The 18,050-nt window shown below is 45.0% G+C and carries 19 protein-coding genes and 2 pseudogenes; 13 read left to right on the top strand and 8 right to left on the bottom strand.

Features of this window, described 5'->3' with window-relative positions; all coding sequences use genetic code 11:
• Positions 1–804 (bottom strand): ATP-binding protein (locus AB7S66_RS06225; RefSeq protein WP_428518593.1); only part of this gene is annotated, 804 nt, incomplete at its 3' end.
• 547 nt (positions 805–1,351) lie between these two features.
• Between AB7S66_RS06225 and AB7S66_RS06230 the strand changes: the two genes are divergently transcribed.
• The 4 genes from AB7S66_RS06230 to AB7S66_RS06245 all read left to right on the top strand — a co-directional run bounded on the left by AB7S66_RS06230 (position 1,352) and on the right by AB7S66_RS06245 (position 3,433).
• A complete protein-coding gene (locus AB7S66_RS06230) occupies positions 1,352–2,347 on the top strand; it encodes a Fic family protein (protein ID WP_428518594.1) in 996 nt (331 codons plus the stop codon).
• Between the two features lie 48 nt (positions 2,348–2,395).
• A complete protein-coding gene (locus tag AB7S66_RS06235; RefSeq protein ID WP_428518595.1) occupies positions 2,396–2,959 on the top strand; it encodes a protein-L-isoaspartate(D-aspartate) O-methyltransferase in 564 nt (187 codons plus the stop codon).
• A 98-nt stretch (positions 2,960–3,057) separates the two neighbouring features.
• Positions 3,058–3,264, top strand: coding sequence for a hypothetical protein (locus AB7S66_RS06240; RefSeq protein WP_428518596.1), 207 nt, complete (start codon positions 3,058–3,060; stop codon positions 3,262–3,264).
• Between the two features lie 10 nt (positions 3,265–3,274).
• The gene (locus AB7S66_RS06245; protein ID WP_428518597.1) at positions 3,275–3,433 is read left to right on the top strand and encodes an SHOCT-like domain-containing protein; all 159 of its coding nucleotides are present in this window, start codon (positions 3,275–3,277) and stop codon (positions 3,431–3,433) included.
• Here the strand turns inward: AB7S66_RS06245 and AB7S66_RS06250 are convergent.
• A complete protein-coding gene (locus tag AB7S66_RS06250) occupies positions 3,415–4,317 on the bottom strand; it encodes a Fic family protein (RefSeq protein ID WP_428518598.1) in 903 nt (300 codons plus the stop codon). The two genes, AB7S66_RS06245 and AB7S66_RS06250, sit on opposite strands and share 19 nt — an antisense overlap.
• A 678-nt stretch (positions 4,318–4,995) precedes the next feature.
• Between AB7S66_RS06250 and AB7S66_RS06255 the strand changes: the two are divergent.
• The 4 genes and pseudogenes from AB7S66_RS06255 to AB7S66_RS06270 form a co-directional block, all read left to right on the top strand.
• Positions 4,996–5,241 (top strand): annotated as a pseudogene (locus AB7S66_RS06255) (Na-translocating system protein MpsC family protein); the annotation flags it as partial.
• Positions 5,242–5,250: 9 nt separating this feature from the next.
• Complete coding sequence (locus tag AB7S66_RS06260) at positions 5,251–5,385, top strand: DUF4914 family protein (RefSeq protein ID WP_428518611.1); 135 nt, start codon at positions 5,251–5,253, stop codon at positions 5,383–5,385.
• Positions 5,382–5,612 carry a DUF4914 family protein gene (locus AB7S66_RS06265; RefSeq protein ID WP_428518599.1) on the top strand — a complete coding sequence of 77 codons (231 nt, stop codon included), beginning with the start codon at positions 5,382–5,384 and terminating at the stop codon, positions 5,610–5,612. The genes AB7S66_RS06260 and AB7S66_RS06265 overlap by 4 nt, the downstream gene beginning before the upstream one ends.
• Positions 5,613–5,631: 19 nt before the next feature.
• A pseudogene (locus AB7S66_RS06270) lies at positions 5,632–6,156 on the top strand (DUF4914 family protein); the annotation flags it as partial.
• On the opposite strand, the gene AB7S66_RS06275 reads toward AB7S66_RS06270, so the two are convergent.
• The 6 genes from AB7S66_RS06275 to AB7S66_RS06300 form a co-directional block, all read right to left on the bottom strand.
• Complete coding sequence (locus AB7S66_RS06275; RefSeq protein ID WP_428518600.1) at positions 6,074–8,371, bottom strand: S8 family peptidase; 2,298 nt, start codon at positions 8,369–8,371, stop codon at positions 6,074–6,076. The pseudogene AB7S66_RS06270 and the gene AB7S66_RS06275 sit on opposite strands and share 83 nt — an antisense overlap.
• Positions 8,368–9,411 (bottom strand): AAA family ATPase, encoded by a 1,044-nt coding sequence (locus AB7S66_RS06280; protein WP_428518601.1) that lies wholly within the window; start codon positions 9,409–9,411, stop codon positions 8,368–8,370. Before AB7S66_RS06280 ends, AB7S66_RS06275 begins: the two co-directional genes overlap by 4 nt.
• Positions 9,412–9,958: 547 nt before the next feature.
• Positions 9,959–10,993 (bottom strand): [FeFe] hydrogenase H-cluster radical SAM maturase HydE, encoded by a 1,035-nt coding sequence (gene hydE / locus AB7S66_RS06285; RefSeq protein WP_428518602.1) that lies wholly within the window; start codon positions 10,991–10,993, stop codon positions 9,959–9,961.
• Positions 10,990–12,249, bottom strand: a complete 1,260-nt coding sequence (gene hydF / locus AB7S66_RS06290; RefSeq protein ID WP_428518603.1) for a [FeFe] hydrogenase H-cluster maturation GTPase HydF — start codon at positions 12,247–12,249, stop codon at positions 10,990–10,992. Before hydF ends, hydE begins: the two co-directional genes overlap by 4 nt.
• Positions 12,250–12,273: 24 nt before the next feature.
• A complete protein-coding gene (gene hydG, locus AB7S66_RS06295) occupies positions 12,274–13,785 on the bottom strand; it encodes a [FeFe] hydrogenase H-cluster radical SAM maturase HydG (RefSeq protein WP_428518604.1) in 1,512 nt (503 codons plus the stop codon).
• Between the two features lie 10 nt (positions 13,786–13,795).
• The gene (locus AB7S66_RS06300) at positions 13,796–14,047 is read right to left on the bottom strand and encodes a TM1266 family iron-only hydrogenase system putative regulator (protein WP_428518605.1); all 252 of its coding nucleotides are present in this window, start codon (positions 14,045–14,047) and stop codon (positions 13,796–13,798) included.
• Between the two features lie 340 nt (positions 14,048–14,387).
• Here AB7S66_RS06300 and AB7S66_RS06305 point away from each other — a divergent pair, with 340 nt between their 5' ends.
• From AB7S66_RS06305 to AB7S66_RS06325, 5 genes are all read left to right on the top strand, one after another.
• A complete protein-coding gene (locus AB7S66_RS06305; RefSeq protein WP_428518606.1) occupies positions 14,388–14,558 on the top strand; it encodes an FAD-dependent oxidoreductase in 171 nt (56 codons plus the stop codon).
• 20 nt (positions 14,559–14,578) lie between these two features.
• Entirely contained in the window at positions 14,579–15,535 is a 957-nt protein-coding gene (locus AB7S66_RS06310) for an FAD-dependent oxidoreductase (RefSeq protein WP_428518607.1), read from the top strand.
• Positions 15,528–15,959, top strand: a complete 432-nt coding sequence (locus AB7S66_RS06315; RefSeq protein ID WP_428518608.1) for a hypothetical protein — start codon at positions 15,528–15,530, stop codon at positions 15,957–15,959. Before AB7S66_RS06310 ends, AB7S66_RS06315 begins: the two co-directional genes overlap by 8 nt.
• A 309-nt stretch (positions 15,960–16,268) precedes the next feature.
• Positions 16,269–17,396, top strand: coding sequence for a hypothetical protein (locus AB7S66_RS06320; RefSeq protein ID WP_428518609.1), 1,128 nt, complete (start codon positions 16,269–16,271; stop codon positions 17,394–17,396).
• Between the two features lie 257 nt (positions 17,397–17,653).
• Positions 17,654–17,881, top strand: coding sequence for a winged helix-turn-helix domain-containing protein (locus AB7S66_RS06325; protein ID WP_428518610.1), 228 nt, complete (start codon positions 17,654–17,656; stop codon positions 17,879–17,881).
• The last annotated feature ends 169 nt before the right edge of the window (positions 17,882–18,050 follow it).

Consider the following 18,050-nt stretch of genomic DNA (forward strand, 5'->3'; position numbering starts at 1 on the left):
CCGATCTCTTTCTGTTAATGCCTGAAGATAGCTATCTACAGTATTGACAGATATTTTCCTTCCATTGGACTGAATGGTATCACAGATTTTTTTTGTGGAAATAGGACTACCTATGCAACTTCCTAATACCTTGATGATTTGTTCCAGAAGTGAAATATCGGTGATGCCTTTTCGCTTTGCCACATCTTTTACAAGTATAGTGTTGTAGATCCCCTGAATATACGTCCTGACAACTGTATTGTTTCTCTCCAGCATTGGGATGTAGGGAAAAGACCCATATTTCATATAATGGGAGAAGGCTGTTATACGCGTTTCTTCTTCTGCAGAGGGGGAATCAAGATATTCACTGAAGGATAAAGGAAGCATTTGTATTTCAATATACCTACCTGAAAGCAGTGTCGCCAATTCCCCAGATAGAAGATTAGCATTGGATCCTGTGATATACAGGTCGATGTTCTTTTTGATGTATAGGCTGTCCACGGCTTTCTCAAAACCTGGACATTGTTGAATTTCATCAATGAACACATACGTATACATGTCATTTTGCAACAAATCCTTGATATAGTTGTATAATGCATGATACTCAAGAAGTTGTTCGTGCTCTATATCCTCAAGGTTGATTGATATGATTTGGGTATCTGCTATACCCTCTTGTTTAAGATAGTTGATATATAACTCAAAAAGCGTTGACTTCCCACAGCGCCTCACCCCGGTAATGACCTTGATCAATTGCTTGTTGCGCCATGAGATCAACTCCTGTAAGTATCTCTTTCTTGGTATTAATATTCTTTCGTGGATTTTCATGAATTCAGTATACTACATAGCAAACAATATAACAATAATTTTTTCTGATATGAGAAAAAAATATTATAAAATATTGACTTATTTCTCTAAAAAGAAAAAACTATTCATTTTTCTCATTGGTTTCTCTTATGAGAGAATAATGTATCAATATTTGCAAATGTTTCTCATATATAAGAAACTTTTCCAACTGATATACCCTACACTCCATATGGTTCTGATTGAACACAAGAAGCCGTTCAATGGGTATATATAGTTCTACTGCTTTTGGAAAATGGGGACCTTTCGTGTACTTGGTGATACCCTTTCAGAAATGAGGAAGTAACGGTCTACTTCCTCAAAAGTGAAAAGAATAGCAGAGAAATCCGTTTACCCCATCAAGAATGATGGACTATTTATGGTTCATGTACGAACATTGAGTAGGGGCAGAACAATGGCTTATATCTGGAATAACCTTGAATGGCCGTCATTTACCTATGATGAAGAACAGGTTAAAGGGCAATACGAAGCGTATATATAGCAGAAAAAAGCAACTGATATTGTGTTTGCAATGATCGATCCAGATATGAGAGACAGGATGCATGCGCAAGCCCTTACCGATGAGATACTTTCCAGTCTGGAGATTGAAGGAGTATCCATCTCCTACGATTCCGTATATTCCTCTATATGCAAGCATCTTGATATTCATCTCGAGAAAAAGGCGAAAAGTGACCGATATGCCGAAAGTATTTCAATGCTTGTCCTTGATGCAACAGGAAATCTGGATGCGCTCTCTACGGACAGGATACAATGGTGGCACTCCCTTCTCTTCTCCCAGATGGCTGGGATTAAGCCAAGGCATATTGGTGAATACCGAAGCGGTCCCGTATACATCAGCAAAGGAAATGGGAGGAAGGAAGAACTTGTGTACGAGGGACTTCCCTTTGAGAAGATTCCAAGAGAGATGGAACAGCTCATTGCATTCATTCATGAGGAGAATGAGATAAAGCCACTCATAAAAAGTGCCATTGCATCCTTATGGTTTCTTTGCATTCATCCCTTTGGGGATGGAAATGGAAGAATCTCCAGGGCGATTGCAGAGTATGTACTCTCAAAAGGTTTTCATGAGACCTACATGGTATACAGTATGTCATCCTTAATCCTGAAGAATCGAGATGACTATTACCGCCTCTTGCGGGAGTTCAGCTCACAGGCAGAATCGCTGGATTGTACCAACTGGCTCCTATGGAATATTGAAATAGCAATCAAGGCGAAACTGGAAGCACTACATGCCTATGAGAGGAGTGTAAAGCTTACACGGTTTATGAAAAACCTGGATCCATCCATCTATAACTCACGGCAGTTGTCGATGTTGTTCAAGCTTGCCGATGGATCGTTTGAGGGTAAGCTTTCAACCGATAAATGGGCAAAAATGAACAAATGCTCTCCCGCTGCAGCCTCAAGAGATATTCAGCAACTTCTCCTTGAAAGATTGTTGGTACCCTCTGGAGAGACCGGCCCAAAGACAGGATACTTCCTCAATCCAAATATTCTGGAGACCCTCTGACTCTTTCGTCTCTTATCATTGTCTTACTCAGGTGGTATGCTTGTGTATATGGATGAGAAGCTCTTGCAGTTCTTTTCCTCTCTGGACCGTTCCCGCTTTGTGGATGAACCCTACAAAGCCCTCTCTTCCCTTGACCATCCACTTCCCATCGGGTACGGACAGACCATCAGCCAACCAAGCTTGGTTGCCTATATGACCGAGCAGCTTGAACTGGACAAAACCCATACAGTATTGGAGATCGGAACGGGCAGTGGCTATCAGAGTGCTTTCCTTGCTGAGTTTTCTGGGGAAGTGTATACCGTTGAACGAATCGGCGAACTCAGCAAGAAAGCAGAAGAGAGGCTAAGTTCTTTAGGATATAGGAACATCCACTACCGAGTGGCCGATGGCAACCTTGGCTGGCCTGAGCATGCCCCGTTTGACCGGATCATGGTAACTGCAGCACCAAAAGACATCCCCAAATCACTGCTTGATCAGCTTGCTCCTGAGGGTATCATGATCATTCCGGTAGGCCCCCAGGGGTGGCAGGAACTGCTCAAGGTAACCAAGGATAGGCATGGCAGTGTATCAGAGAGGAAACTGCTTGATGTCGCATTTGTAGAATTGGTGTGAGAGATTTCCGCCAGTGATGCACTGATGGAATAATGCTACCAATGCTTTTAGATTGCAGGGTACAGGGGGAGAAAAGACCCCATAGATTCTGGTTTCCCTTGGGACTCATCTACTTGCTGTTTGTTCCTGTCCTCATACTTGGTGCGGTTGCTTATTTCATTCTTCTGCTTATTCCAGGGACAGCGAGGCAGGCTCGCTCTTACTTCCCCTTGATCAATGCGCTGCCTTCACTGCTGAGTGCCGCCATTGGAACAGAACTTGCATTTCGATCGAAAGACAAAGATATAGAGATTCACATTATCTAGGAGAAGAAAAATGAGTGAAGAAAGACTAAGAATATTGCATATGCTCAGTGAGGGGAAACTTACCCCCGACGAAGCGGAGAAACTTCTCTCGGCCATGGAGAAGGACTCTGGGAAGATGGAAAACATCAGGGAAACCCAGCCTTCCCTATATCAGGATTTCGTATCATAGGGAATCCTGAAGTAGTCCAAGTACTGCCTAAACGTATCCTGCGCAGCGAGGCATGTATCGCGAAGGAATCCCTTTTCCCTCTTCCATTCACTGAGACCCCTATAATAATAGAGCTTCATATCATCGGTTATGATAAAGGGTACAATATTGGAACGGAGGCACTCCTTGAACATAATCAATCTTCCGACCCGTCCATTACCATCTTGGAATGGATGGATAAGCTCAAAGTGAACATGGAAGTCAAGGATATCTTCAAGTGTCTTCTCCTCGATTGAGTGATAGGAGGCAAGCAAAGCTTGCATCTGTTCTACAACCTGCTCAGGAGGCACTGTTTCAAGACCTCCAACCTCATTGGGGAGTTTTTTGTATGCTCCTATGCCAATCCAATCCTTTCGGCTATCACTGGTACCTGTCTTCAAGGTGGCATGCAGTTGTTTGATAAACGCCTCACTAAGCGTGAATGTTGCTCGATCAATCATCAGGTCAATGCAACGAAAATGGTTCACTGTTTCCACAATATCGTCGACTTGCAAGATGGTATTCTCAAGGCCGATGGTATTGGTTTCATAGATATACCGGGTTTGTTCATGGGTGAGCTGGCTTCCTTCCATGTGGTTTGAATTATAGGTCATTTCTATCTGGAGTTTCTGGTAAATACCTCCCTTCCTCCTGGAGTGTTTCTCTTCCTTCAGGCGAGCCAACAGAGAAGAGGAAGTTCTCTGCGATGTCGTTTCTTTTTCAGGCTTGGTAGCTCCATCAGGAATCATCCAGGTTTTCCCTTTCAGGAATGCTCCCTCAATTCTGCCTTGAGCACAATAATTCCTCACCCCTCGTTCGCTCATGGACCATTTTTGAGCAATTTCTGCGACTGAATAATACCGCATAAGATCCTCCCCAGTAATAGTATAGCATACTATCGGCATAAATTAAGAAATTAAAAAAAAATGCATATACATGCCGGTATATAACAGATACCCCTTTATGCGGGTATCACGCAAGGGAAGCGTTTCTCAGTCAAAGATAAGAAACATGCATTGGAAGTAAAATTCTATGTGGACGAAAGATGATGAAGTTTGCAGATAGTTGATACTCCTGAAAGACCTGTAAAAGAGGAAAAGTTGATACGCGATATGATGGACAGACCTATATTGCGTAGTACGATAGTCTCTGACGTGGATATCATTCTGACAGGAGATAAAGACTTCCTTGAGTCTGGGATAGACCGCCCTCGGATGATGACACCATCGGATTTTATGTTTGTTCATTCGTCATTTAAGATCTGACTCCAACATATCTGTGGTAAAAGTATAGTAGCGTCAGAGTAGGTTGCATCATGCGGAAAATTATCGTTTCCCTTATGTTCTGTATTGTATTCATGCCAGTATTCGCTTCGTCTCCAGAGTACCATACGGGGATACTACGAGTGTCGGCCACATTGATTATAATGGACAAGTTCTATAGAACGTACACCAAGAATCAGGGAATATTGACAAACATAGGGGTTGTCTCTACTCAATCCGCATATAAAGCAAGGAGAAGGCCTGGTAATGACAAAGGGGCAAATGGAAGCGCAAACAAGCGAAGCAGTGAGTACCTTTGAAATCAATTACATGAGTCGTGGCCCGAAACAGATAAAAACAACGATGCTTTAGGATTTGATAATCATTGGGCCCAAGGGCTTCCTAAGCCAGGTTGGACAGAAGCTGGCAGAGAGTGGCCAAGGAGTGGAATTATTGAAGCATATCCGTACCAGTTTGTCTGAAAGTGCGAGTGAGTACTTCAAGCAGACAATCAAGGAAGTCATCGATGTTGCGATTGTGGGTACACGAAATGGGGAGAAGGAAGGTTGGGTTACCGCCCACGGTTCCAGCGTCAGGGTTATTACTCCCTACGACAATATCATCACCATCATGCATGAAGGGGGGCCAGTGGTGGAGGCAAGGGCGAGATGATCGAGAAAATCCACCGTGAGATGGATGGAAAGATCCTTCTCAGTACCCACACAGAAACAAAAGAGAAAACCTATCTTGCCTTGAAAGAGCCATGTGAGCTCCGCCCTGTTATTGATGATATGGCATTATGCCATCCGGATTTGCAGAATTCGAGTGGAAAGCTGGTGGTGAAGGATGCTGTGGATGGTTGGTTCCTACTGGCCTTTCGCTATGGGAAGGATGGTTGACCAGGCCAATCTTCTGCTTAAGCAGATTGTTGACTTTCCTGGTACCCAATCAGCATATTGGGATTTACAAGGTTGGGTTCATGCCCCAATGGATAGCAAGAGAGTACCTCTCAAGACGGGGAAGTGCAAAGTTCCAGTCACAACAATTGAAGCCCTCCAGAAGTCCGCTTCTCGGATATTCTCTCGATAGGAAGAAGGTGGACGGGAAGTATATCCCCAAGGAGTTGCCCGAAGTAAACCGACGGGTACGCAAGGATTTGATGCAGGAGCCCAAATGCTCTCTCCCTTCTTCAAGAAAGAGCTTGAGAAATTTCTCACCCCAGCGTTGGATCCTTTGGGCAGGAGTATCATTGAGACCTGTTTACGGGGGAACCCTCCAGGAGTATCTGGACCTTGTTCCCATGACGATCTGACGGTATGTGGGGCAAGGCAGGGATTGGCTAATGTAAGAATGCATCTTCTTACATTTCATCCTCATCAAATTCCACTTCTGCTTCAGCTTTTTCATGAATTTCAATCCTGGCATGGATATCAACTTCATTGACAAACCAGTTGTTTGCACGACAAAGCTGCATGAATTCAGCAATTCGGTTTACTCCCGTGATTTCATGCAGCGTGATTACCACACCGAAATGCAAGCCTTTGCCTGACTTGGTTTCCAAACGTTCCTTGGTCTTGATGCTGATACCCCAATTGGGCGACGATTCGCTAAGTCGTATTCTGGGACGGTTTCGGGCCTTTATCTCTTCATGAAAATGTTTCACGGTATCCCATTTTCGGTAATCCCGCCGTACTTCCTTTTCAAATAGACAATGGGCTTCGTCGTCTCCCTGAGCATTATTGTTTATTGTCTTGATCTTGCCCTCTTTTTTTAATCTTCCCAGATGTATGTCCATTTCTGTATCAGTATAGTCAACTCCTTGAGAACGGGAACATTTTGGGAAATAACAAAGTGTGGCTTTTGCAATATAGGGGAACTGGCCTTTGCTAAGGGGAACGGGAATGGTGTACGCATAGGTCTCATATGCTTCCACCACCCCGTGTACTACAAAGCGTATTTCTTCATTCGGAGAAGTCAAAATATCTTGTATCTTGGTTGGAACAACACCGAAGCCGATCAGATTCTGGTTGTTTGAATCGACCTTCCAGCCTGCGGCAGAATCGAGTAGTAATGCTTTGGCAATCTCTCTTGGGAATCCCATTACATGTATGAGATAGGCCAGTTTGCGGGTGATCCAAGGAGCTGCAAACGAAGTGCCCAATTCCTTCACCCTTCCACGGTTTGAGTAGACGATCATGCCATCTTGGCTGTCTCCACCAAATACAGCGACATCCGGTTTGTTGAAAAAATGTAATGCAGGTCCCTTGCGTGCATATTCCACAGGATCCCCTGCCAGAGTCACTGCATTGACCACGACCGAGTTGACTGAATCGGCGGGAGAACCAATTCTTGGACGATCTATATGACGATTTCTATTATTTGTGCCGGATACTACGAAAATGATGTCATACAAGAATTGGAGCTCATCAAGGAGTGCTGCCTCAGGAGAGATAAAGTTCTGTTCGGTTTCCAAAGGTGATCCGAGGGATAGGTTCCACACCTTAATATCTCTGTTCGTTTCTACGATAGAACGTATTGCTTCCATCAGAAAGGCAGAACTGTTTCCTGTATGCTTGGCAACGCCAAAATGTCGCACACGAAAACGTCCACATCCATCATCAAGATGCTCATTGAGGGTAGGTCCATCGACAAGGATGGATGAGACAGCGGTTCCGTGCGCGTAATCTTCATCCTCAATAAGATCAGGGGATATCATACAGTGATACTCCACCCATGAAGAGAAATATGCGGATTGGTCGAAGAGCGTGTCGATGACACCAATTACTGGTTCATTTGTAGGTTCCGGGATAGAAAATTCTGATGAAAGGGCTCTTGTCCCATCAAGAGAACGTGCATCAATTCTTCCAAAATCGGAGACTGCCATGGCAACAAGATAAGGGGCTTTGCTGATAATCTTATGGTACTGTTCAGGAGTTACCATCCAGGTAAGATCGTCCAGGATTCTAATAGTTTCCTGTTGTAATCCAAGATTCCTAAGGATTTCTTCCCGATTCAGACCAGTATCATAAAGTGTGATGATCTGACTCTCTGAAATGGAGATAGTTCGCTCTTCAACGTTAAAGCAATCAATATACCAAGCATCTTTTAGAATCTGGCAAAAGGCAGACTTGCTTAAGCCCTGTGCAGTTATTGCTCGTTCTTTCTGGGTTTTCCAGGAAATCTCGTCCCTTGAGAGTTTTCTCTTGAGTCTTTGTTTGTTATTGTTCAGGATATCCATCTCTTCAGCCGTGATTGTGTTGTTGAATTTCTCTGCTAGTAATTGGGAGACTTTCAGAAGTTTTTCCAAACCTTGCTCAATGGCGAGAATATTCACACAATGTGTAAAGATGTGTTTGGGGGGAGTAGTGTCGGTAAATTTGGCACCTACAATAGTCCTGCTGGGTGATTGCGATCCATTGGAAAGAATGTTACCCATCCTATTACTTTTTGCCACGATATCCTTGTAATGGATTGAGACAAGTGGCTTGAACGGACTGTGCATTTCTTTCCAGTAGCGGTGCACCTTTTCAAGAGACAGAGCCAGTCTCTTGGTATCTGAGACAGCGACGCTACATCTTGCGGGGAGCGTAGCAGGTCCTGGACGGCTCGGGTTGGGAGCGTGATTGAATGTTCCTTTTAGTTCCAGGATCTTGTTCATTGTGTAACTCCCAGCAGTTCACGTGATACTTGGCTCTTCGAAACTTTTGTAAGGATTTCTGTATCACGTACAGAGAACCCCATCATCTTGAGCTCTTTATAATCGCCTGCAAATCCTGGTTTTACCTGTCTGAATAATCGTGCAAGATAGTCGAAATCCTCATGGGGATTGCTGAATGCTATGGCAGTTTTAATGAGATTTTTCAATTCACCCGGATAGGGAAGAGGGTCCATCAGGGCAATGATTTTCCTGAACAGTCGGACATTTCTTCCTTTGAACCTGAATTGCTGTAAGAGATCCTCAAGAATAGTCTCTGCGATTTCCCTTAGGTCCGCATTTGTGTAACGAGCAAAATCAATAACCTTGTCAAACCGACGGATGAGAGCCTTGTCAAATGATTCATACAAATTTGTCGTTGCCAGCAATACGATTCGACTGCTGAGGTTGTCAAGTCCTTTCAACACAGCGGATGTAGCCCTGCCCATCTCTCGTAAATCACGTACACTCGTTCTATCAAGAGCAATTGAATCCAGTTCATCGAAGAGGATAATGATTTGTTCTGGATAGGGAATATTGTTTATTTCAGCAAACAGCTCTGCAATATTTTTCGAAGTTTGTCCCATCTTGCTGTCTACAAGCAAATCAAAATCTACTACAAAGAGTTGTCGGTTTAGAATACGAGCGAGCTGCTTTGCACTTTCTGTTTTCCCGGTTCCTGGGGCCCCTTGAAACAAAAACTTATTAACTCCTGCACCATAGCTGACGGCATTCACAATACCCATCAGTTCATCCTTGATACATTCTGGGAGGGGTAGCGTAGTAGGTGGACATTCAATCTTTCTAAGATAGTCCAATTTTCCATTCAGTACTTGTGGTACAAAGGTATTCTTGTCGGATAATAACGCCATGATATAGTCACCAAGTTCACTATCGTTGTTCCTGTTGAAATCGACCGCTATCTCATATGCTTCATCACGGAAAGCTCCGTCATTTCTTTCGGTATAATACTTTATCAAGTTGATTACATTCTTCTTTTTCATTGTATTTATTCCTGCTCTTACAGAACTCTTCATGATTATCTATGGACAGATATACTTATTTTTGGGACATATATATGAAAACAACTACAACTATACACATAATTATATGTTCGTGCAAGTTGAAGCTCCAGGCAACGAAATAGATGAAACCCCTGCCATGTATTGTAGTGAGATTCAGGAAGCTTTTTGTGTTGTTGTGCGGTATAGGACCCCTTTAAGGTTGTAATTAAGTGGCATTTCGAAGGTTACCCAAGAGGTGTCTTTCCTGCACTATTCCTGCTCCTCATCCAACAACACATAATGGGCATGATCTCCTGCTCGATTCTCTGGAGGATTGCCTCTTCGCTGTAATAGGAAACATCATGCAGGGGCTCCCACGGAGAGAGGAACGTTCTATTCTTTACCAGAAACGCTTGAAGATTTTTTATATCAGGGATGGTGATGGTTCTCAGATACAATCGTTCTGTGGTGAGAAGTGCTTCTTGGATTTCTCATAGGCTGGAAGTAGACCATAATCAACCCAAGGGCTGGTGGAGGTGTGCTGTTTCTATCCGGGGAGCAGGGAGTCGCACCTTCCATAATCTATTGAAAGACCTACACGCGTTGCCAGTTGCTCCAGACGCTTCCTGCTCTCTGTCTTGGATTGTTTGTTGGGGTATATGGCATACTGGGCCTTATAATGATGGGAAGTGAAATTGGGCATGATTACGTTTGCCCCTGCTTTGAGTCCTTCAATGCGATAGTCCCTGTTTAGGCTACCGAGGGCAGTTGTAGCAGGCATCCAAGGATATTTGGTGGCAATACGGGTTACGGCAATGGTATTGAGGGTGAGCAGCAAATCCCCGGGAGGGCTTTCAGCGAGAGGCGTTTGAGGGTGAGGGATGAAAGGGCCGATCCCAATCATGTCAAACTGTTTCTCACAGAAAAACTGGATATCGTGGGCAATTGTGGTGATGGACTGCCCGGGAACCCCTACCATGATACCGCTGCCTACTTGGTACCCCAGCGTGCGGAGATGCTCAAGGCAATCCAATCTGCTGGAGAGGGTGCGGTCTGTATGCAGGTTCCGATACAGAATCTCATCGGTACTTTCAATACGCAGCAGATACCGATCGGCTCCAGCAAGCTTCCATGCATGGTAATCATCATAGGAGCGTTCACCCAATGAGAGCGTGACGGCTATAGGGAATGTCCGTTTTATCAGAGCGATTATCTGAGAAATGGATTCAGTAGCAGTTCCATCTTCACCCGATTGCAGCACTACAGTCCTGATCCCCTGCTTGACGGCTGATTCCACACATTGCAGTAGTTCTTCTTCTGTCATTGTATAGCGAGAGGCTTTTCTGTTGTATCTGTTTAGACCACAATACAGGCAAGAGTTGTGGCAAAAACTTGAGATTTCAATAAGAGCCCTCAGTGCAACACGTTCTTGGCAAAATTCGTTGCGGACTGAAGAAGATGTTGCATGTAGATACCTGATTTCATCAGGGTCGCAAAGCCCTAAAAGAGTTTCAAGGTCTTCTATACGGGGAAACGATGATTGGATACGATCCAACGCATCATGGACACACTGTCGTATCATGGACAGGATTCCTCTTGAGCCTGCTTATAGGCAGAGAGTGCATGGGGAAACGGAGAGAGTGTGCGCTCTGCCACCCCGTGCAAGACGGAGATGGCCATCCCATAGTTGGTGATGGGTACTCCCGCCTGTTTTGCCTGTTCCATTCTCCACAGCATCTCACGTCGGTTCAGGGTACAGCCCCCACAGTGAATGATGAGTTGGTAGTGGGACAACGCCTCGGGATAGTCGCTACCCGCACAATGTGTTATTGCAATATCAGGGCCACAATAGGTAGCAATCCATCTGGGAATCTTTACTCTGCCGATATCATCTGATGAGGGGTGATGCGTACAAGCCTCAGCAATCAATACCGAATCCTTAGCTTTCAGCCTGGTCAAGGCACCAGCCCCGATTGCCAGCTGTTCGATATCACCTTTGAAGCGGGAAAATAAAATAGAGAACGTGGTGCACATGATTTCTTTGGGAGTATGTTGGATCATGAAGCCGACTATTTGGGAGTCACATATCACTAAATCGGGCAGGATTTTGAGTGTTGAGAGGAAATGAACATAGTTGCTCTCTTTCACCACCACCACCGAAGCATTGTAATCGAGCGCATCGCGGATGGCTTGCACTTGAGGGAGAATCAAACGACCCTTGGGAGCGCCCAGATCGATGGGCACAATACACACAACGAGTGGGTGTTCTTGCTGGGAAGGAATCAAATCTCCCAACAACGGAGGACTGTGAAGAAATGCATCAGGACAAAGAGCAATGAGTGTGTGTTTGAACTCGCTGATGAACCCTTCACGGTCATGTCCCTTTGCAGAGCAACACAGCAGGTGACTGGAAATCTCTTTGCATTGCGCAAGAAACGATGAAGATGGCGTACAAAGATCCACCTTGTTTACCACAAGAACCATGGGAATTCGATACTGCCTGAAATGGGCAACCAATGCATCTTCAAACTCGGTCCATACATTGCCCTCAAGAAGAATCAAGGCAATGTCGATGGAACCAAGCTTTTTCATAGTCCGTCTTACCCGCTCTTTTCCCAATTGGGAGAGGTCATCAATACCGGCTGTATCAAGAAAGACCACAGGACCGATTGGGGAGAGCTCCATCCTCTTGGTGACAACATCGGTGGTTGTTCCCGGTATTGCAGAGGTTATGGAGGTGTTCTGTCCCGTAATCATGTTTAGGAGACTGGACTTGCCGGTGTTGGTTCTTCCACAAATACCAATACGCAACAAGAGTGAATTTGGTGTGTTATGCATTACTGTTCCTTGCGCAATCCATGCCTAGAAATAAAGGTCCCGTACGCCATGTTTTATCTGGTCGTGGTTCGATAAGAATTTCGTAAAGGTTGCTTGCGGAAAATCTTGGGGTACCCGCTTTCGGATCTCTTCTATTTCTTTCTGGATGAGCGCCTCCCCGATTTTTTTTGTCTGTTCTGAAGCAAAATCCTCAAGCCATTCCTGGAACGTGAGCACTGCATTCAGCTTACAGAAACACCCCTCTTTGCCGCTTTTGAGAAGCCCCATGATTTTGTCTCCGGTGCGCCCACAACGGTATCCAGCGGTACAAAATGAGGTGATATGATTCCGTAAGGCTAGCTTCTGGATTACTTGGTCCAAGCTGCTGGTATCGTTGAGCATAAACTGTTCTCGTTCAGCTATCTGGTCTTTTCTATACGTATCGGCATAATCTCCAATGCCGATTTTGCTTTCTGCATCGCGTTGCGTACACATATCAATAACAGAGTCCATGATCTGGGGAGTCTCTCTATTGGTAATAATCATGCCAGCATATGGTATCGCAAGACGAAGGACAGCAATGAGATGGGCGAAATCGGCATCATTTACTTGGTGACGGATATGATCAAGGTTGGTACCTACTGCAGGGGTCAACCGGGGGAAAGAGACCGTATGAGGCCCGATGTGGTACATGCGCTCAAGATCCCTGGCATGTGCAACCAATCCCATGACCTCGAATTTCCAATCATACAGCCCAAAGAGGGCTCCTATGGCTACATCATCAATTCCTGCATCCATAGCCCTGTGAAGTGCATACAGTCTCCATCGATAGTTCCCTTTCAGCGTATCGGCAGGATGTACCTTGTGATAGGTTTCATGATGATACGTTTCTTGAAACACCTGGAAGGTGCCTATTCCAGCTTCTTGGAGTTTTTTCAGGTCACGAATCGGTAATGGGGCGGCATTTACATTCACCCTTCTGATTTCTCCCATGCCGCTGCGTACGGGGACTTTCACCTCATAGATTGTTCTCATGGTCTCTGCGATGTAATCTGCATCGGTTTCAGGATGCTCCCCAAAGACGACAATCAATCGCTTATGCCCAATAATACCGGCAAGAACGCGGGTTTCTTCCCGTATTTCATCCATGGTCAGTACTTTTCGGATTACTGATGGATTGTCACTTTTGAATCCACAATAGGCACATCGATTGACACATTTACTGCCACAATAGAGGGGAGCGAATGTGACCACCCGGTTATCGTATACCTTTTTCTTGATTTCCTTTGCAGCCTGAGCTATTTCATTTCTCATGTCGGGGTCTGATACTTGTAGCAGTGCAGCAACATCATCATCAGACATGAGCTCAATGGAGTAGGCTTTTGCAATAATCTCCCGGATGCGTGAAGGATCTGTTTTGGTATTCTTCTCTAATGTTGTATGGATTTGTTGCTCATCAATGAAATCTTTTCCATCAACAAGATACCGGTCTATTTCATCTTGGGATATAAGTTGTTCTTTCCATTCTTTGATGCTTTGTGTTGTATGTGTGTTCATAATAAGTTCCTTATAGTTTTGCAAGGGTTGATTTAACCGTAACACCTTCGATACGTCCCAGTTTTCCTGTAAGTGCACCGATCTGATCGGTTGATGCATCAACTATGAGGGTTATTATGTTAAGATTTCGTTCTCGATAGGGTAGCCCAATTCTCCCTAGGATTATTGATCCATATTGTGTGAATATGTCATTGACTTTGCAGGCAACGGTGTCACGCTCTTTAATAATGATTGCAATAACACCAACTGATCGACTTTCCATGGCCTTATACCTTCCTTGCAAGAAATTATAGCGATACTCCATGAGTACCAAAATCCTGCAGAAAGGTTGCACACACTATTTCTTCTACCTGACAAGAAAAACAGGTAAAGAATACACAGCGCTGTCTATTGTGACCTTGGCTTCAGAACACCCAAGTGAACCTGACCGCAGGCAATAGGGAAAGATGAGGCTTCATCTTTTCCCATACGGGTGAAGCATAGCACTTCTGTTTTATTATTACAATAAACATTTATAGATAAAAGTATAAATAGTATTGCATGCCCTGCTTGTTTATCCCCTGCTATACTTTCAGCAATTTTTGCCTTGAAGGTATTACCAGATGGCTGAACACAGAGACATCATCATCGTTGGTGCAGGTATTTCTGGACTGACTGCAGCAACCTCACTCGCCATGCGGGGGCACTCGGTATTGCTTCTGGAGAAGGGAAAGGTACCTGGAGGGCTGGTGAACTCCTTCACCCGAGAGGGGTTCCTTTTCGATGGGGAGTGAGAGCCCTGGAGAATGCCGGCATGCTCAAGCCCATGCTACAGGAGTTGGAGATTGATCTTCCGCTTCTGCCAAGCAATGTTTCTCTCGGTGTTGAGGATAAGATCATCAATGCAAATTCCAAGGGTAGCCTGGAAGCATATAAGAATCTTCTCCTGGAGCTCTATCCTGAGAGCAGGGATGATGTAGCTAAGGTCATCGGCAAGTTCGATGTGTATATGCAGGTTCTCTTTGGGAGTGACAGTCCATTCTTCAAGGATGCAAAGCGGAATCTTCCCTACTATCTCACCACGTTCCCTCTCTGGTTTATCCGCTTCCTCGCAACAGGGGCAGCGATTATGCGCATGCGAATGCCGATGGAGCAGTTCCTCTCAGGCCTTCTTGAGGATAAAGCCCTCATCGATATTGTCTCCCAATATTTCTTCAAGAAGACTCCTGCCTTCTTCGCCATGAGTTACTTCTCCCTCTATCCTGATTACTTCCATCCAAAGGGAGGGGTAGGCAGTATTCCCAAGGCTTTGACTGAGCGCCTCGAATCGCTTGGCTCAGAGGTGAGGACGGAGACTGAGGTGACTCATGTGGATGCATTCGGTAAGACGCTCACCGATGGGAAGGGGAATGAGTACAGCTACGATAAACTTATCTGGTGTGCCGATCTTAAGCATCTCTACCGGATGGTCTCCTTAGAGGGTTTTGCCGAGAAGGAGATGAGTGGAATTGCCAGAGAGCAGGAGAAGGTGCTTTCCAGCCATGGGGCAGAGTCGGTGTTTACCCTCTTCCTTGCAGTGGACTTGCCTCCTTCGTGCTTTGCAGGAATTTCAGAGGGACATTTCTTCTATACCCCGTCAAAGCAAGGCCTTGGGGAACTCAACCACTGTCAGCTTGCTACTATACTGGAAGGATGGGAGGAACTGGACAGAGAAGCCTTCTATACCTGGCTCTCTGCATTCTGTCGCTTGAATACCTATCCCTGTGCTTAATGACAGCAGTGCAGCCCCAGAGGGAAAGAGTGGACTCATTGTCAGTTTCCTCTTTGACTATGAACTTACACGAAGAATTGAAAAAGGCCGTTGGTATGAGGAGTTTGAAAACCGTATCAAGGAGATGATGATTGCCTCGCTTTCTGCTTCGGTCTATCCTCAGCTGGAAGAACATATCATGTTCTCGTTTACCGCGAGCCCTCTGAGTATTGAGAGAAATATTCACAGCAGTGAAGGCGCTATTGTCGGCTGGTCATTTGAACAGGATATTCCCATAGAGGCAGGCATGCTCAATATGAAGAAGGCTGTTCTTACCCCCATCTATGATGTCTATCGTGCAGGGCAGTGGACGGTCAGCCCGGCTGGCCTTCCTACGTGTATCATGACCGCAAGGATGGCTGCAGACTTGGTGCATACGGGATGAGCATGATCTGGTTGTTCTCATCCCAGGAAGTTCCTTTTTGTTCACATATGAGCAGTAGCAGACAGACTCTGAGAAACAGTGATGCTCCCTGGGCAGGGTAAGCCTGTATGCTGCCATGACGAAAAATTGGAAATGTGTTTTCATCCATACACGAGACCAAGGGGCCTTGCTCCATGAAAGTAGAGTTGTATGGATATGGTATTAACCAATCTTTGTTCTTGTATAAAAATAAGGTTGACAGGGTACCCTTTATACAAGAAGGTGGAATCATTCTTAGAATGAAAATTCCCTGTAAAGGAGTAATTGCCGATGGATGAAAAGGCTACGCTTGATCATATGATTCTTTGTCTTGTTGACGAAATTCAGTTATTTCATTACTCAATAAGCGCTCTTGATCATATCTGGGAGATACCGTTTCCTGACCAGAATGGTTCTTGGCATCTGATCAGAGTTGTTTCCTATCGTAAACATATCGCTCTCTTTGATATGAGTGGCAAGCAGGGTGGCTACGAGTTCGAAGACCGTAGTGATATCAAGCCTCTGGAGATACCGGGTGAGTATCCTGATACCAAAGTTTGGATTACCTATCTGAATGCTGCCCGTGCTTGGTTGAAGCTGGTCAAAAAGGATTGGGTGGCAGCCAATAAGCGTATTCAGAGAGAGTATCCCCTGGAATTACGACAGGGGATTGCTCCTCATGCGGTCATTCGATCGGCCTTTCCGGATGCCTATCGTCTAGATGAAGCAATTGGTTTGGACAAGACGAAGAAAATAGTGGACCTTGTTGAATCTCTCTATTTCCATAAGCAGGCAGATGCAGAAGTGAAAACATTCACCGCCAACGAGTACTTTGCTTACTGCAAAATTGCATATATTGCAGCCAAGAGGGACGATGAAGTAATAGATGCCTCCCTATCAGGGAGGGAACTATATCGTCAATTTGCTGATGGCCGTGATGAGGGTCTGCTCAAGATTGATGGAGACTCCCCGGAGGAATTTGCCGATTGGATTGACAATAAACACCCCTTGCGGTCCATGGGAGGACACCCATGGGAGATTAAACGAGGAGGGAATACCACACACATTTCTCTCTCTGTGTACCGCCCAATGTACAGGGAAGAGGGGTATGTCATCCAATTGAGTGGAGAATCGCTGGGGAGAATGGAAGAGACATTGCGTATGTTGCTTGCTATCCATGAGGCAGGTCTTCCTATTACGATTACAAATCCTGAGTCTGTCAGAAAAAGACTCCTTGCCCAGGATAATATTGGAATCATACCTGAATATGTTTGGTTTCATCGTGCAAACCAACGATTCAGGAAGGATGAGGATGTATTTGAGGTAATGCATTACAAGGAACTTGGCCGGTACAAGCGAAGGGTCACTCCCTTTATCACTTGGCAGCCGATTCCTGTGCTACGTCCGATTGGTGGTTGAGGGTTTTTTCAGGTCTCAACTAAGAGCATTAGGTTGTTCCGTCAGGTAAGAGATAGGCTGGTGAAGTCCATGCTGGGTCTGGATAACCCAAGTGTTTTCTGGTGCAGATCTCAAAACTAGATTGCCTCGGATTAACATCCAAAGTCTTGTAATCATGTCATGGATCATAGGAATCATGCTAATGCCTATGTGGCAAAGTTGGTGATTGAGAAAGATTGTATTTATGCTGAAAACAGCTACATGAGGCTGCTACCGTTGTGGTTGGTCCTACTAAAATTCCAAAGTCTCATGATGACACTTTGGAACTAAGAATACTTTCGCTGATACAAAAGAACCCCCGAATCAATCAACGTGAGCTTTCTGATCAGCTTGCAACCTCTCTGTCTACAATTAAGCGCGTTATGACCGGCATGATACAGGCCAATGTGCTTACACGTAAAGGCGGTAAGCGCTATGGCCACTGGGAAATAGAAGTAAAAGAATAGGGGGTGGTATGAACACGTGAGTATGTGCTTTCAGGAAGCTACTCTTCTGCTGGGAATGACTTCAGTATCAAGGCTTCAAACATCCAATCGGTACAACATACACGCCATCTTCTCTACAGTGGGCAAATCCTGTTCCTGTCAGAACCATGAGAAATAATCTAAGCCATTA

This window comes from Sphaerochaeta sp., assembly GCF_050178175.1.
GTDB lineage: Bacteria > Spirochaetota > Spirochaetia > Sphaerochaetales > Sphaerochaetaceae > Sphaerochaeta.